This is a genomic window from Pseudoalteromonas sp. BSi20429, from assembly GCF_000238895.1.
GTDB lineage: Bacteria > Pseudomonadota > Gammaproteobacteria > Enterobacterales > Alteromonadaceae > Pseudoalteromonas > Pseudoalteromonas arctica.
On record NZ_BADV01000092.1, the window covers coordinates 15,925 to 29,653 of the forward strand.

General features: G+C 37.0%; 11 protein-coding genes. 4 read left to right on the forward strand and 7 right to left on the reverse strand.

Going from position 1 to position 13,729, the window contains the following annotated elements; genetic code table 11:
• Positions 1 to 456: 456 nt before the first annotated feature.
• A complete protein-coding gene (locus tag P20429_RS02945) occupies positions 457 to 1,164 on the reverse strand; it encodes an SDR family oxidoreductase (protein WP_007586238.1) in 708 nt (235 codons plus the stop codon).
• A gap of 387 nt (positions 1,165 to 1,551) precedes the next feature.
• Here P20429_RS02945 and P20429_RS02940 point away from each other — a divergent pair, with 387 nt between their 5' ends.
• Positions 1,552 to 2,865, forward strand: coding sequence for a M20/M25/M40 family metallo-hydrolase (locus tag P20429_RS02940; RefSeq protein WP_007586240.1), 1,314 nt, complete (start codon positions 1,552 to 1,554; stop codon positions 2,863 to 2,865).
• Positions 2,866 to 2,929: 64 nt separating this feature from the next.
• Here P20429_RS02940 and P20429_RS02935 read toward each other — a convergent pair whose 3' ends face one another.
• The 5 genes from P20429_RS02935 to P20429_RS02915 all read right to left on the reverse strand — a co-directional run bounded on the left by P20429_RS02935 (position 2,930) and on the right by P20429_RS02915 (position 6,898).
• On the reverse strand, positions 2,930 to 3,727 hold the full coding sequence (locus P20429_RS02935; RefSeq protein WP_007586243.1) for a response regulator: 798 nt from the start codon (positions 3,725 to 3,727) through the stop codon (positions 2,930 to 2,932).
• Positions 3,728 to 3,848: 121 nt separating this feature from the next.
• A complete protein-coding gene (locus P20429_RS02930) occupies positions 3,849 to 4,565 on the reverse strand; it encodes a Sir2 family NAD-dependent protein deacetylase (protein ID WP_007586245.1) in 717 nt (238 codons plus the stop codon).
• Entirely contained in the window at positions 4,562 to 5,578 is a 1,017-nt protein-coding gene (locus P20429_RS02925) for a kelch repeat-containing protein (RefSeq protein ID WP_007586249.1), read from the reverse strand. The genes P20429_RS02930 and P20429_RS02925 overlap by 4 nt, the downstream gene beginning before the upstream one ends.
• 108 nt (positions 5,579 to 5,686) lie before the next feature.
• Positions 5,687 to 5,872 (reverse strand): hypothetical protein, encoded by a 186-nt coding sequence (locus P20429_RS02920; protein ID WP_007586250.1) that lies wholly within the window; start codon positions 5,870 to 5,872, stop codon positions 5,687 to 5,689.
• Positions 5,873 to 6,022: 150 nt separating this feature from the next.
• Complete coding sequence (locus P20429_RS02915) at positions 6,023 to 6,898, reverse strand: sensor domain-containing diguanylate cyclase (protein ID WP_007586252.1); 876 nt, start codon at positions 6,896 to 6,898, stop codon at positions 6,023 to 6,025.
• A 398-nt stretch (positions 6,899 to 7,296) separates the two neighbouring features.
• On the opposite strand from P20429_RS02915, the gene P20429_RS02910 reads away from it, so the two are divergent.
• The 3 genes from P20429_RS02910 to P20429_RS02900 are packed head-to-tail and all read left to right on the forward strand — an operon-like array spanning position 7,297 to position 11,920.
• Entirely contained in the window at positions 7,297 to 9,357 is a 2,061-nt protein-coding gene (locus P20429_RS02910) for a TonB-dependent siderophore receptor (protein WP_007586254.1), read from the forward strand.
• Positions 9,358 to 9,366: 9 nt separating this feature from the next.
• Entirely contained in the window at positions 9,367 to 9,894 is a 528-nt protein-coding gene (locus P20429_RS02905) for a YfiR family protein (RefSeq protein WP_007586256.1), read from the forward strand.
• A 4-nt stretch (positions 9,895 to 9,898) separates the two neighbouring features.
• Positions 9,899 to 11,920, forward strand: coding sequence for a bifunctional diguanylate cyclase/phosphodiesterase (locus tag P20429_RS02900; protein ID WP_007586258.1), 2,022 nt, complete (start codon positions 9,899 to 9,901; stop codon positions 11,918 to 11,920).
• 253 nt (positions 11,921 to 12,173) lie between these two features.
• Here the strand turns inward: P20429_RS02900 and P20429_RS02895 are convergent, their stop codons facing one another.
• Positions 12,174 to 12,809: an isoprenylcysteine carboxylmethyltransferase family protein gene (locus P20429_RS02895; protein ID WP_007586260.1), complete on the reverse strand. Its 636-nt coding sequence runs from the start codon at positions 12,807 to 12,809 to the stop codon at positions 12,174 to 12,176.
• Positions 12,810 to 13,729 lie beyond the last annotated feature (920 nt).

Here is a 13,729-nt window from a genome sequence, read left to right on the forward strand (position 1 = left end):
CAACTGTAAACAGTTAGTTAGATTCGCCTTACCTTTTCTAAATGTAGCAAAACCCCAAAATGGTGGAGATCAGTAATATCAGACGTATAGCTGATTAGTTATACCCGTTGATTATTAATTAACAGGTTATATTTTAAATACCTGTGTTTAAACCAATAGCGCGTACACCCCATAACCCTTAAACTTGTAACTCGTTATTACTTATAAAATTAGTTAAAAATCACAATCCACTTTTATTATATCCTGTGTATTTTTACTCCATGTTAAATACTCTTATTTCTCACTTACATACCTAGAGTGTTGCATGAATGGGTTATGGATCTTAAACCGCGTTAACACCCTACGATGAATTGACGTATTTAATAGCCTTAAAACAAACAGGCTCACCACTTTTAAAATTTGCAATTAATAGCTGGTTTTACTAGCTGTCCACCTCATAGCGTGTTTTTAGATTTATTAGAACGGTAACTCCTCACCATTAAAACTATAAAGTTTTCCCGTATTATCAATAGATAAATTCAGAATAACGTTCATAACTCCAAGAGCCGAATCTACAACATTTTCACTTGCTGTAGAGCCACCCATATCTGTTTGAACCCAACCGGGGTGAACAGCTACCACAGCCACATTATCATTAACAAGTTCCTGTGATAAGTTCACTACTAGCATATTGGCTGCTGCTTTAGACATTCGATAACCATACCAATCCACACTTTGTTCTAGCGACAAAGATCCCATAGCAGAAGAAATAACGGCTATCTTACATAAGCGTTTTTTATTTATTAAAGGTAAAAAGCAATGAGTTAAATATAGTGGTCCAAGTGAATTCACCTTAAAACACATTTCAGCATTAGCGTAATTAATAGTATGGATACTTGTGTTTTCTCGATCCAAATATCCCGCATTATTTACTATTAAATCTAATTTAATATTTTCCTCATTAAGTTTACTTGCCAACGTCTTAATTTTTTCAGGGCAAGTGATATCCATTAGTTCAATAGACAATTTATTTGGAAACTTACCTTTCAATGAAACTAGAGCAACCGCCGTTTCTAGATTTCTACAGGTAGCAATTACTGTCCATCCATTTATAAGGTATTGTCTGGCTAATTCGAAACCGATTCCCCTATTAGCACCCGTTATTAATACAACTAAGTTATTCATTGTTTATACCTATAAATCTTACAATTTAGTCTACGACATTTGTCGTCTAAAAATGACAAATATCCTTATATTACAATGGTTTTACCCTAGCTATAAAATAAGTATTTGTAAACAGTTAGTTCAGTCTCAACTTTTCTAAATGCAGCAAAAATCCCAAATGATGGAGGTCAGTAATATCAGGTAAATTGCTGTTTAGTTGCACAGCTTGATTATTAGTTAAAAGATTATATTTTAAATACCTGTGTTTAAACTAATAACGCGTTCAACCTTAAACTTGTAGCTCGTTATTACTCATAAAGTTAGTTAAAAATCATAATCTACTGCTATTGAATCCTCTGTATTTTTACTTCATATTAAATACTCTTATTTCTCACTTATTATGCTGTTATGTCATTTTTAAAATTTAGCCATGCACTTATTCTCACACTTGCTAGTACCTTACCGCTTACAAGCCATGCTGCGCTTGATAAAAATGAGCGTGAAATAGTAAAACAGGTCGATAAAAATATTCCCCAAGCACTGCAAGAAATAGAGCAAGCCGTAAATATTAATAGCGGGTCGCTTAATATTGAAGGTGTAAAAAAAGTAGGTGCGCTGACAAGTGAGCAGCTTAAAGCCATTGGTTTTAAAGTAGAATGGCTTGATGGCAGTGCGTTTAACCGCGCAGGGCATGTATTAGCAACCCATGAGAGTGAAAATCCCGATGCAATAAAAATACTGATGATCGGCCATCTAGATACGGTATTTGCCAAAAACGATGACTTTACTACCTATAAAAAGCTTGATGCCAATACAGCCAGTGGTCCAGGCGTTGCCGATATGAAAGGCGGTAACACGATAATAATTACCGCTCTTAAAAGCTTACAAGCCCTTAACTTACTCGAAAATGTAAGCATAAAAGTATTATTGACTGGCGATGAAGAAAGCAGCGGTCGCCCGCTTAGCTTATCTAAACAAGCTATTGTTGATGCAGCAATTTGGGCTGATGTAGCGCTTGGCTATGAAAATGGCGATAACAATATAAAAACAGCTATGGCGGCGCGCCGTGGTTATACAGGCTGGACGCTAAACGTAACGGCAAATGCAGCGCATTCGTCACAAATATTTAGCGAAAGCGTTGGTTATGGCGCTATTTACGAAGCATCACGCATTTTAAATGATTTTAGAGAGCAACTTGCCACGCAACCTAATTTAACATTTAACCCAGGGCTTATTGTAGGTGGTACAAATGCCGACTACGACAGTGCTAATTCGTCAGCAACGGCGTTTGGTAAAAGTAATGTAATAGCACAAACCGTGCATGTAGCAGGTGATTTACGCGCACTTTCGCCAAAGCAATTCGAAAACGCAAAAAGATCAATGCAACTCATTGCTAGCAACAGTTTAAATGGCAGTAAAGCAGAGCTTATTTTTGAAGACGGTTACCCGCCAATGGCATTAACTGATGGCAATAAAAAGCTATTAGAATTATACAGCGACGCAAGCCACGATTTAGGCTTCAACAAAGTAGTAGCCGCCAACCCTCGCAACGCAGGTGCAGCTGATATTTCGTTTGCGGCAAATCATGTTGATATGGCACTTGATGGTTTAGGTTTGATGGGCAGCGGCGCGCATACTAAAAACGAAACAGCCGATTTAACCAGCCTTGATAAAAACATTAAAAAAACTGCATTACTCATTTATAGATTAGGAAAACTGTAATAGTAAATGTATTTTAAAGATGAGCGTAGGCCAAATAATAACCGTCCTACGCTTGTACTTACTTTTAAGACATTATTTTAAACAATAATTCTCGCACTGTGGCCGGTTCAAACGGTTTATCACAAATAGCATCAACTCCCGCTTGAGCAATATTAGCTAGGTGGGTGTCGTTTGCCTCTGAGCTCACCATTAAAATAGGAATATGTGAGTAGCTATTAGAGCTTCTAACGGCTTCTGTTAGTTCTCGTCCGTCCATTTCTGGCATGTTGTAGTCGGTTACTATTAAGTCAAACGATTGGTTATTTAAGTGCTCAATAGCTTCTTTACCGTTTTCAGCTTCTACCGGTGCAGGTATTCCCATACCCGCAAGTACGCGTATTATGTGTTTACGCGCAAAGCGGCTGTCGTCTACCACTAAAACTCGCAGCAGCGTTACGTCAAAATGATCAAGTTCTACTTCTTCTTCGCTTATAATATCGAGGGTTGCTTTGAGAGCGCGGGTAATGGCTTTTGCGCTAAAAGGCTTAGGCAAAATAGCTAGGACACCCGATTGGCGTAATTGCTCAAGGTATTTTTTATTACGCTCGCTCGATATAAGCATAAAAGGTTGATGCTCGGTGATAAGGTTTGATCTTATTTCTTGCAATAGTGAGTCGGCTGTCCCGTCAGATAAATACATAGAGCTTATAACTAGATCAGGGTGATAACTTGCCAATAAGCTAAGCGCTTGTGTTTGTGTAGATGCAGTTTCAACTTGTTTTACACCACTTTCTAAAAGCGATTTTATTATTATTTTTTGCTGAACCTCTGAAGGCTCTACAAGTAAAATGGACAAGTTTGCTATTGCAGTTAAGTCGCTCATTCAGATCTCTTTAGTATTGTTATAATCAGGATAATAATAACATTTTTGACTCGTTAATATTATATAAAGAGATTGTAATATTTAAGAAAACATTATCAATCCCTTTAAAATATAGCACTTCTTAATTAGATTGAATGTAATCTAATGCATTCATTTTTTTATATGTGACGTTAGCGTGCAAAATATGTGCAGGTTCAGGGTCAACCACTTCAACAGGAATGTCGTAATTTCGGGCTATTTCAATTGCCATTTGCGTAATATTAACGCTAAACGAGGTGCCCATAAATACAATTTTATCGGCGTTGAGCATACGCTGTTGTGCTTGTGTTATTCTGTAAAGCTCGGTGTAGTATTCGTCAAATAATAAAACAAAGGGCTTAAATGAATGGTTTAGCTCAGGCGTTTGGTGTTGAATATTAAATAGCTCAAAAAGAGACTCTTGCAGGCGGCTTTCGTCTACGCTTTCCCACGGGGTGGCAAGTGGCGTGACTGGCTCACCTTGCTCATGAAATAAGGTCATTTGATCAAGCCTGCCGTGTATCGCTATGTAATTTTTGTTACCCGCTTTGCCATCAAGCCCATCTATGTTTTGAGTAATTAGGTTTTTGTCACTTAGCCAATGGTGTACGTCGTTTGGGCCATGGTTACGATACGTTGCAAAGCGATGGTAATACCATGCTAAAAACTCTTTTGGGGCGTTTTGGTACATTGCGCGTGTTGCCATTTCCATAGGCGTATAATTTTTACTGCCAATGGTCCAATAGCCATCCTCCCCTCTAAAAGTAGGAATACCGCTGGCTGCACTGACTCCCGCTCCGGTAATGTAAAGGGTATTCACTTTGGCGCCTCGTAACCGAGTACGTTAGCGCTTACTTGCTGACTGTTATCTATACCGCCAATTCGGTATAAAACACCGTTGTGCTCAAGTAAACCACGGTGATCCATACTTTTTACGTCAACCGGTGATAAAACCTGCCATTCGTTTTTATCAACACTAAAGCGCCAAACATGGTCACTTGCTGGTGCAGGTTTGCCGTCGTAACCTATTGCGCTGTAGTTGTATGGGTTATTAGAGCCTGCCATCATATAAATATTGCCATTATAGCTAGTGGCTGCCATTCGGTAGTGAGCAGTGCCTGTTGGATGTGGCAAGGTACGCCAATCTATTTTTTGTGGGTTAGTTGAATCTATTGTGCCTTTTAAGCACTGTGCTACACCTGCAAACGAGCGACGCGAATCAGGATTAGCTTGTGTTTTAACGCCATCACAAATAACAATGGTGTTACCACTAATAGCGGCGGCTTGGCCAAATACAGGCTCACCTAAAAATGGCGAGGCTTGTTGCCATGTATTATTTTGCGTGTCGTATACTTGTACTAAGTTTACGTTGCCATCGTTATGCCAACCGCTAATTAGATAAATGTAACGCGCTTTGTAGCTCAGCGCTACGCTATCGTCTACGGGTACTGGCATACTCGCAAGGTGAGTGTAGGTATCTTTTATTACGTCGTACCTATATACGTCGGGGCTTGAAACTTCAGTATGATCCTCTGCTACCGTATAGCCGCCAAACACATAAGCGTACTCGCCTAAGCCGACTGCGGTGCTTGCTAAGCGCCCTTTTAATGGCAAGCTTGAAGGCACACCAGTTTTAGATTGCCACTGTGAATCGCCAACTTTAAGCGCCCACACTTTATTATGCACTGACGAGTATTGCTTATCGCGCCCCAGCCCCATAAAGCTTAAAAAGTAAGGCTGATTTTTAACAATAACTTTAGCCACAGCATTATTTGCAACAGGCTCAGGTAAAGCGGGAAGGCTTGCTAACGCAAGAGAAAAAAGAAGGCTCATAAGGCAAATAATTTAATAAGAATTAATATGCTCAGATTAAATTATTTTAGCCTTATGAGCCAGTATTGTTATATCTAAATAATCAAACGCTTTTGATTAGTAACCATATTAGTAGGAAGTACTAATATGCTGATTTACGTAAGCTGCATTTTGCGCTTCATCAACCATTGCGCTTGTATAATCAGTGACCGATATCTTGCTTTCGCCTGCATCATTAGTAAAAAATGTATTACTGCCGATACGGTAATTGCCTTTATTATCACCCAGACATAACTTGTGCAGTTTATTTATCAAGGTACTACCTACAAACTGCTGTAAGAGCATTTATAGATTTTTTAACGCGGCGCTAAAAAACCGCTATTAAAAATTTGGCGGAAGGTAATGTATTGTAGTTAAGGGCGTTGTGATGATGAGTTGTCTAAGGTGGTAGGTCAGCATGATTTTTTAAGATAAATAGGTTACGTTATCTAACCCTCGTTGTTTATTTTTGTACATAGCTTGATCTGCATATTTTATAAGTTCGTGATCTGTTTGTCCGTGCTCTGGGTAGTTTGCAATGCCAATGCTGGGTGAAATATTTAGTAGTACGTCATCTAACTTAAAGACAGCTTTAAACTCAGTGAGGACTTTATTTTTTATTCTGACGGTTTCGTGGCTAGAGCTTAAATTATCTAAAATAATTAAAAATTCGTCTCCACCTAAACGACCTACTGTGTCGTAATGCCTAACCGACGCTGAGAGCCTTTTTGCTATAGCACATAAAAGCTTATCGCCAGTTTCGTGTCCGTGGGTGTCGTTTACTGCTTTAAAGCCATTTATGTCTATAAACAGTAAAGAAAAAAACGTGTTGTCTCTGGTTGCACTAATAATTACTTTTTCTAATCGATTCATTAATAAAGAACGATTTGGTAGGCCAGTTAACACATCGTGCCGTGCCATATAATGGAGTTGATCTTCCATTACTTTACGTTCAGTTATATCGTGCGCGACAGCGATTCTTACTTGATGTTGCTCTGACCAACGAACAGACCATAATATATGAACTACTTGACCATCTTTTCTCATCCAACGGTTTTCAAAGCGAGGGTTCACCATTTCGTCAGACAACAGCGAAGTTACGGCATTATGCGTTTTATAATGATCACCTTCGTAAACATAGTTAATCATTTTTTTGCCTACAACTTCGTCGGCCGTATAACCAAATATTTGCTCAAATGCTGCGCTTACAAAAACAAATGTGCCTTGTTTATCTACTACACAAACGGCATCAAGCATTAAATCGAGTACTTCTTCTACATTAATTAATTCATTTTTTTCCATACTTTGGTGCCTTCAAAGCAAAACCAAGCGAATTTAAGTATTCTATATACCTTTAATAAAAGCAAAGGTAATTGAAACTACAATAATAGTTAATACAAAGTTGGATTAATCGTGCACGTATAATTAATATCGCCCTTGTAAAAGCATGATATGCAAAGTTAAATAATCAATAAGCGCAAAATACTTTGAAGTCCTTCAAAAATAGACTAAATTTTAAATAGTATATAACCATATAACTCTCATTAATTTCTATTTTTTAACTACTACAAAATTAGTTGTTTTGATTTAATCGCATTTATACTTTTACGCTGTTAATGTATGTTAATATTGTGTGATATCACATGTATTACAAAAACAGTCATTGTTTTTGATTTTTTGATTGCGCAGGAGATTTTTGGGTGAAAATATCACAACGTTTATTTTGGCCATTACTTTTTGTGTGCCCTCTTGTAATGGCTGAGCCGTTTGAAGATGAAGACCTCGATCTTGATGCTTTAATGGGTATGGATGTGCAAGCAACTTCTGCGATGAAAAGAGCACAATCAGCATTTGATACCGCTTCATCTATTTATGTATTAAGTAAAGAACAAATTACTAAATCTGGTGCTACATCAGTACCTGAAGCACTAAAAATGGTGCCGGGTTTAATTGTTCGTCAGCTCGATAACAATCAATGGGCTATTTCCTCAAGAGGCATTGCCTCTCGCTTTTCAAGCAAATTATTGGTTATGATTGACGGACAAAGCTTATATACTCCAAAGTTTGCCGCTGTTTATTGGGAAACACTCAACGTTCCTTTGTACGATATTGAACGTATTGAAGTTATACGCGGACAAGGCGGATTACTTTGGGGAAGTAACGCAAATAATGGCGTTATTAATATCATTACTAAAAATAGTATTGATACTCGCGGTGGACACGCAAGTGTAACAACTGGTAATCAAATAAATGTTGATGCTAATCTTCGCTACGGTGGTGATATAAGTAACATAGGCAGCTACCGTGTGTATGGGCACTTAAAAGATGCTAATGAATCAAAAAAAGGGATCTCACTCGATCCTAACGACACAACCAAACAAAACTCTTTAGGTTTTAGAGCTGACTTCACCCCTAATGATGAGTGGTCTGCGCTACTTCAGGGTGATGTAACTCATTCCACACTTGGCCAAAACTACCGAGGTGTTGTCGATGAAACCAACGAAAACATTTCATTTTCAGATGATTTAAAGCGAACAGACTCGCGCATAATGGCGCGCCTTGAAAACAGAATGTCGCCAGATGCCAATCAAATGCTACAAATTTCTTGGCTTAAACAAAATGGCTCTCAAAATTATATTAAAGAAGACTTTGAATCGATAGATATTGATTATCAAATGAACTTTATATATCAATCTCTACAGTTAGATTGGGGGTTGAACTACCGATACAATTCTATATCTTTCGCAGAAAGTGTATTTTTAGATAGCGATAAAAACTTTGATAGCCTCAAACAATATGGTGCACTTGTTCAAGCTCAATATAATGTGACTCCTGACACTCTCGACTTTATTATCGGTACTAAGCTTGATCATAACGATTTAACTGGCTGGGAAAATCAACCATCAGCAAGACTTATATACAAACCAGTAGATAACCATCTTACTTGGGGAGCAATATCGCGAAGTGTGCGTACACCAACATTAATTGAGTTTAACGATAATTTTAAAGTTAATGGTACAGAAATTAAAGATCTTACCGGTTTAAGTTCAGGCTTTGACCAAATAGACGACTACCGAATTGCAACCTACCTAAATGGTAATGATAAAGTTAAATCAGAAAACTATCTATCTTATGAATTAGGTTATCGTTTTACTGCTAACGATTGGTCATTAGATCTTTCTACTTATTATACCGATGCTAAAAACGTAGCGGTTATTGATATGAATACGCATGCTGAACAATTCACTCCTATACTTGATTTATTTCTAGCAGGGAGAATTCCAGAAGTATTTCAAGCACTAACAATGACTCGTATAGATTTAGACTTTGCATCTGTAGCAGACACAACCACTAAAGGGTTCGACTTAGTAGTATCATGGCAACCAATTGATAATCTCAATACTGAGTTTGGTTATAGTTACACCGATTATAACTACGATTTACCTCCTAGAGTAGAGCCCGCTATCGGGTATGACTCTAAAAACAGGCAGTTATTTGCAAAAGCCGATTATTCTTTTTTAACCAACCATAATGTGTTTGCGACATTACGAGCAGTAAACTCAAATGCATATAATACTGATAATTACACAACGTTAGATATTAGTTGGAATTGGCAGGCTACGCCTGTGTGGTCTACTGCAGTTTCGGGTAAAAACCTATTTTCAGGTTCACATATTGAGTACAGTAATACGCGCGAAACCTATACATTACCAAACTATATTGATGAATGTATTACGTTTACAATTTCAGCAAATTTCTAAGCTAATTAGATGATTAAATTAAGAAGTCTAATTCACAGAAGCTTAATAGCCTTGGTACTTTTAAGTACCAGCGTTGACGCTGTTGAAAAAGAATACATGCTAAAAGCAGGCTTCTTGTATAACTTTGCACGTTTTGGACACTGGGATTCTCATTTAGAGCCCCTTGATCAATTTACTATTTGTAGCCCTGATAAATACTTTATTGATGTGGCTAACACCGCTTTAAAAAATCGCACTATAAAAAAATTACCTTTACATAATAAATTAGTCACTATTGATGAAGTCACAACATCTGCGTGTAACATGCTATTTATCACCTCAGATACATTTGCTCAGTGGCAAAACATAACTCCTTTAGATCTAAAAAATATTATGGTCATTGGTGAAACAGACTCATTTATTGAAAATGGCGGCCATATCAGATTCTTTCTTTCCAGTGGTAAAATTCGCTTTGAAATTGCACCACAACAGCTTAAAGATGCAGGCATTACTATGAGTTCAAAAGTACTACGACTTGCACGCGTTGTAGATAGGTAATGCAATGAAAAAACTATTTGCATTAAATACAATGAGCAAAAAATTATTATTCATCTTAATGAGTGTCGCACTTGTATCAACCGCTACAGTAACCATTGTATTTAGTGCTTATGAAATCACCAGCGCTAAAGAAGAACAAATAGAAAGCCTAGGGTCGCTGTCTAAAATGCTTTCACCCAATATAACTGCTGCACTTATGTTTAATGATATAGATGCAGTACAAGAGCTTATAAACCCAATACTTATACGCTCAGATGTTATTAGTATAATGGTAACGAGTATGACTGGTGAACAACTTGTTATTGCTCAAGCCGAAAATGAAGAAATAGAACAAAGCATTGAGGTTAATACCCCCCTTCAGCTCGATATGCATGATTATGGCGTATTAAAAATACGCGCTAACAACAGTTACATTCAAGACAGAATCACTTTTTACTTTAAATTTATAATGATTTTGATGGTCTTTACCTTTGCTATCAGCCTCATTTTATCCCTTTTGCTAAGGCGCCGCTTTTTAAACCCTATTTTATATTTAGCACAAACAGCAAATAAAATAACAACGTCACATGATTATAGTTTACGCGCTAAACAACTATCACAAGATGAAGTCGGACAGTTAACTTCTTGTTTTAACGATATGCTATACAACATTGAGCAAAGAGAAAGCTCATTAGAAAACCAAGTTAGGCTTCGTACTAATGAACTTGAAAATGCAAATATTCAGTTGCAACAATATGCTTACCAAGACGGGTTAACCGATTTACCAAATAGACGGTATTTTTACGAGAAACTACAAAGCTTAGTAAGTATTAAGGGAATGAAATTCGCACTTATATTTATAGATTTAGATGGTTTTAAAGAAGTAAACGACAGCCTTGGACATGACTACGGTGATTTATTATTACACCAGGTAGCAACGAGGCTGCAAAGCTGTATAACAACAAAAGATACAGTAGCACGCTTAGGTGGAGACGAATTTACATTAATTTTAGAGGGTGTAAGTAGCCCTGATGAAGCATCAAAAATTGCCGAAGCTGTAAAAAGTAGTTTAATGCAGAGCATTAAAATAAAAAAAGAAACAGTCTATGTTACTGCAAGCATAGGTTTAACGTTTTTCCCTGCTGATGGTTTAACAGTAGAAGAGCTCGTTAGACGTGCTGATCAAGCGATGTATTTATCTAAAAATAAAGGGCGGAATCGCTATGAGTTTTTCTCCTATGCTATCGAAGAAAAAGCCACAGAAAAGCGTCGCCTGATAGAAGAGATACGCACTGCAATTGTAAAAAACCAATTTGAATTATATTACCAACCTATATTTTCAATTGATGGGAAATCAGTACCAAAAGCTGAAGCCCTTATTCGTTGGAACCACCCTGAACGAGGCCTAATAGGCCCCAATGAATTTATACCTGTTGCAGAAAAAAATGGATTAATAAACGACATAGGCCAATGGGTAAAATCTCAAGCAATTCAAGATACCGTCCAATTCAATGTTTTAAGTGAAAAGACAATTCAAGTCAGTGTAAATACATCACCTCTTGAAATTGACCGCGCTGGTTGCTGGGTGGATGAATGGATTGTTGCAAGTAAAAAGTACCAACTACCCGCCAACACTATTTTAATTGAAGTCACTGAAAATACCTTAATGGATCCAGATTCGTCAATACAGCGACAATTAAAACGCTTAAGCACTATTAATATAGACATAGCGATTGACGACTTTGGTGTTGGTTATTCTTCTTTGGCGTATCTACAGCGCTTAGATATAGATATTTTAAAAATAGATCGCTCATTTATAAGCGATATTGAATCAAACGATAATAGTATTGCTCTCGTGAAGGCTATTATAACTATGGCTCATAACCTAGATGTAATGGTGGTAGCGGAAGGTGTTGAAACACAAAAACAGTATGACCTATTAAAGCTGCTTGCTTGCGATTATATTCAAGGCTACATTTTTTCAAAGGCAATTACTAAACAGGAGTTTATGAAAAAGTATATAATACCAATCCGCAATAATACTTAATCATTTTGCGGGGCTAAATGTGCCGCTACCTGTGTTAAAAAATTCTCATTTAGAACAACTAAATAGCAAATTTTTTGCCTAGCTATCAACACGTTTTTCCATCCTCAAAATAGATCACTTAATTAAGCGAATTGGTATAAAACAAAAAGAAGTGATCTGATTTATGTCCATCTTGCTAGATTTTAGCAAGCCAACACAGAACACTTCTTTATTCTTGCGTTAAAAATTCATGTATTTAAAGCTTAATCCCAAGCTATAACCAGCGAGGGACTAGTTGCTTGTACTCTTTATATTGTATTGAAAAGCGATGAGCTAAATGAGCTTCTTCAACTAACGTCTGTCTATATATAGCTATAAAACCAATAACCAAACAGGTCAAACTAAATATACTAGGTAAGGCTAAAAAGAAACCCACTTGTGCAGCTACAACGCCTAAATACATCGGATTCCTAGAGTATTCATATAGTCCTGATGTTTTAAGCTCATGTGGTCCCTTAGGATCAATTCCTGAACGCCAAAGAGCTGCCATATGAAAATGTACAAACATCGTTAAAATAAAGCCTGCGGTCAATAATACATCGCCAAATAATACTCCTGGCCAGCCATTGAGTATAGGGAATAGCCCAAGGTAGCTATCTAACTCAGGTACAAACACTCTAATTACACATACAAACCAAATAGCAGCCCTGAAAAATTTAAAAACCATATGGTTCCACCAACTAGTACAAAACTTATCTCCGGGATAAATAACGCCTGATGGTGTGTCTCTATTTTTATAAATAATTCTAAATGTATAAAACCCCGCAACAAAAGTATAAAAAATAGCTAAGTAAATACGTGTAAATTCAACTAGCGAAGTAGAGTCATCTAAAAATGTTTCATAGGGCATCTAGTTACAGCTCACAATCATTATTGGTAGTAATTTTAAAACAACTAACTCAATAAATTTTAGTTATAAGGTCATGAAATTATATTAGTATTCATTGCCTTCATAAACAAGTTAAGTCAGTAGTTTGTTAACGAGTAATCATTAACTCATACCATTAATTTAAAATAACTTCGATTTATGAGGATCTCATACTTTTTATATAATACCAATCTGCTTATATATTTGAATTGATATTATTCACTCATATTTTTACATTCTATATATGCAAAAAAACGACTATTTCGGTTAGGACTTTCTTTAATTTGAAGCTTTGTACAGTGCAATAGTGCCCTCAGCGTTAGGAAGTCACAGTGAAAGACGACACTCGCATCGGCGATGCCACTTTAACTCGTTAAATTAAGTAGATTATTCACTGAGAGACGCTTCGCTCTAGAGGAATACCTGAATCACTTTTCTAAAAATGTAAAAAGCCCAGCTCGTTAGTTTCGGGAGCTCTACAACTTAATGCTTGTGTGATGTCATGATACCTTCAGCGGTGGAGAGTCATAGTGAAAATACTGCGCACTCATCGTAGAGCGGAGATTTTTTATAATTTTAGCAACAGGAGTCGCTATAACTAAGTAGGGGATCAAACTGATTCTTAATTTATGTCGTTCACTAGGATTGAGTGTTTAATGTGGGTGTTTGATAAAGCGTAATTGATTTAATTATAATCCGATATATGAAAAACCCTCCCAAACTTTACTTTTTTGCAGACGTAAAAAAGCCCGAATCGTTAGATCCGGGCTGTCTACAATGTGGAGCTTGTGTAATGTCATAGTGCCCACAGCAGTAGAAAGTCACGTAGCAAATGCTACTGTATTCGCCGACTGAGTTATTGAGGGATTTTGTTGTGATTCTAGCGTCGGGAGTCGCTATGC

Excerpts from the sequence above, each read along its gene's own strand:
- P20429_RS02945 (WP_007586238.1), bottom strand. The coding sequence starts at position 1,164 with ATGAATAACTTAGTTGTATTAATAACGGGTGCTAATAGGGGAATCGGT.
- P20429_RS02940 (WP_007586240.1), top strand. The coding sequence starts at position 1,552 with ATGTCATTTTTAAAATTTAGCCATGCACTTATTCTCACACTTGCTAGT.
- P20429_RS02935 (WP_007586243.1), bottom strand. The coding sequence starts at position 3,727 with ATGAGCGACTTAACTGCAATAGCAAACTTGTCCATTTTACTTGTAGAG.
- P20429_RS02925 (WP_007586249.1), bottom strand. The coding sequence starts at position 5,578 with ATGAGCCTTCTTTTTTCTCTTGCGTTAGCAAGCCTTCCCGCTTTACCT.
- P20429_RS02915 (WP_007586252.1), bottom strand. The coding sequence starts at position 6,898 with ATGGAAAAAAATGAATTAATTAATGTAGAAGAAGTACTCGATTTAATG.
- P20429_RS02905 (WP_007586256.1), top strand. The coding sequence starts at position 9,367 with ATGATTAAATTAAGAAGTCTAATTCACAGAAGCTTAATAGCCTTGGTA.
- P20429_RS02900 (WP_007586258.1), top strand. The coding sequence starts at position 9,899 with ATGAAAAAACTATTTGCATTAAATACAATGAGCAAAAAATTATTATTC.
- P20429_RS02895 (WP_007586260.1), bottom strand. The coding sequence starts at position 12,809 with ATGCCCTATGAAACATTTTTAGATGACTCTACTTCGCTAGTTGAATTT.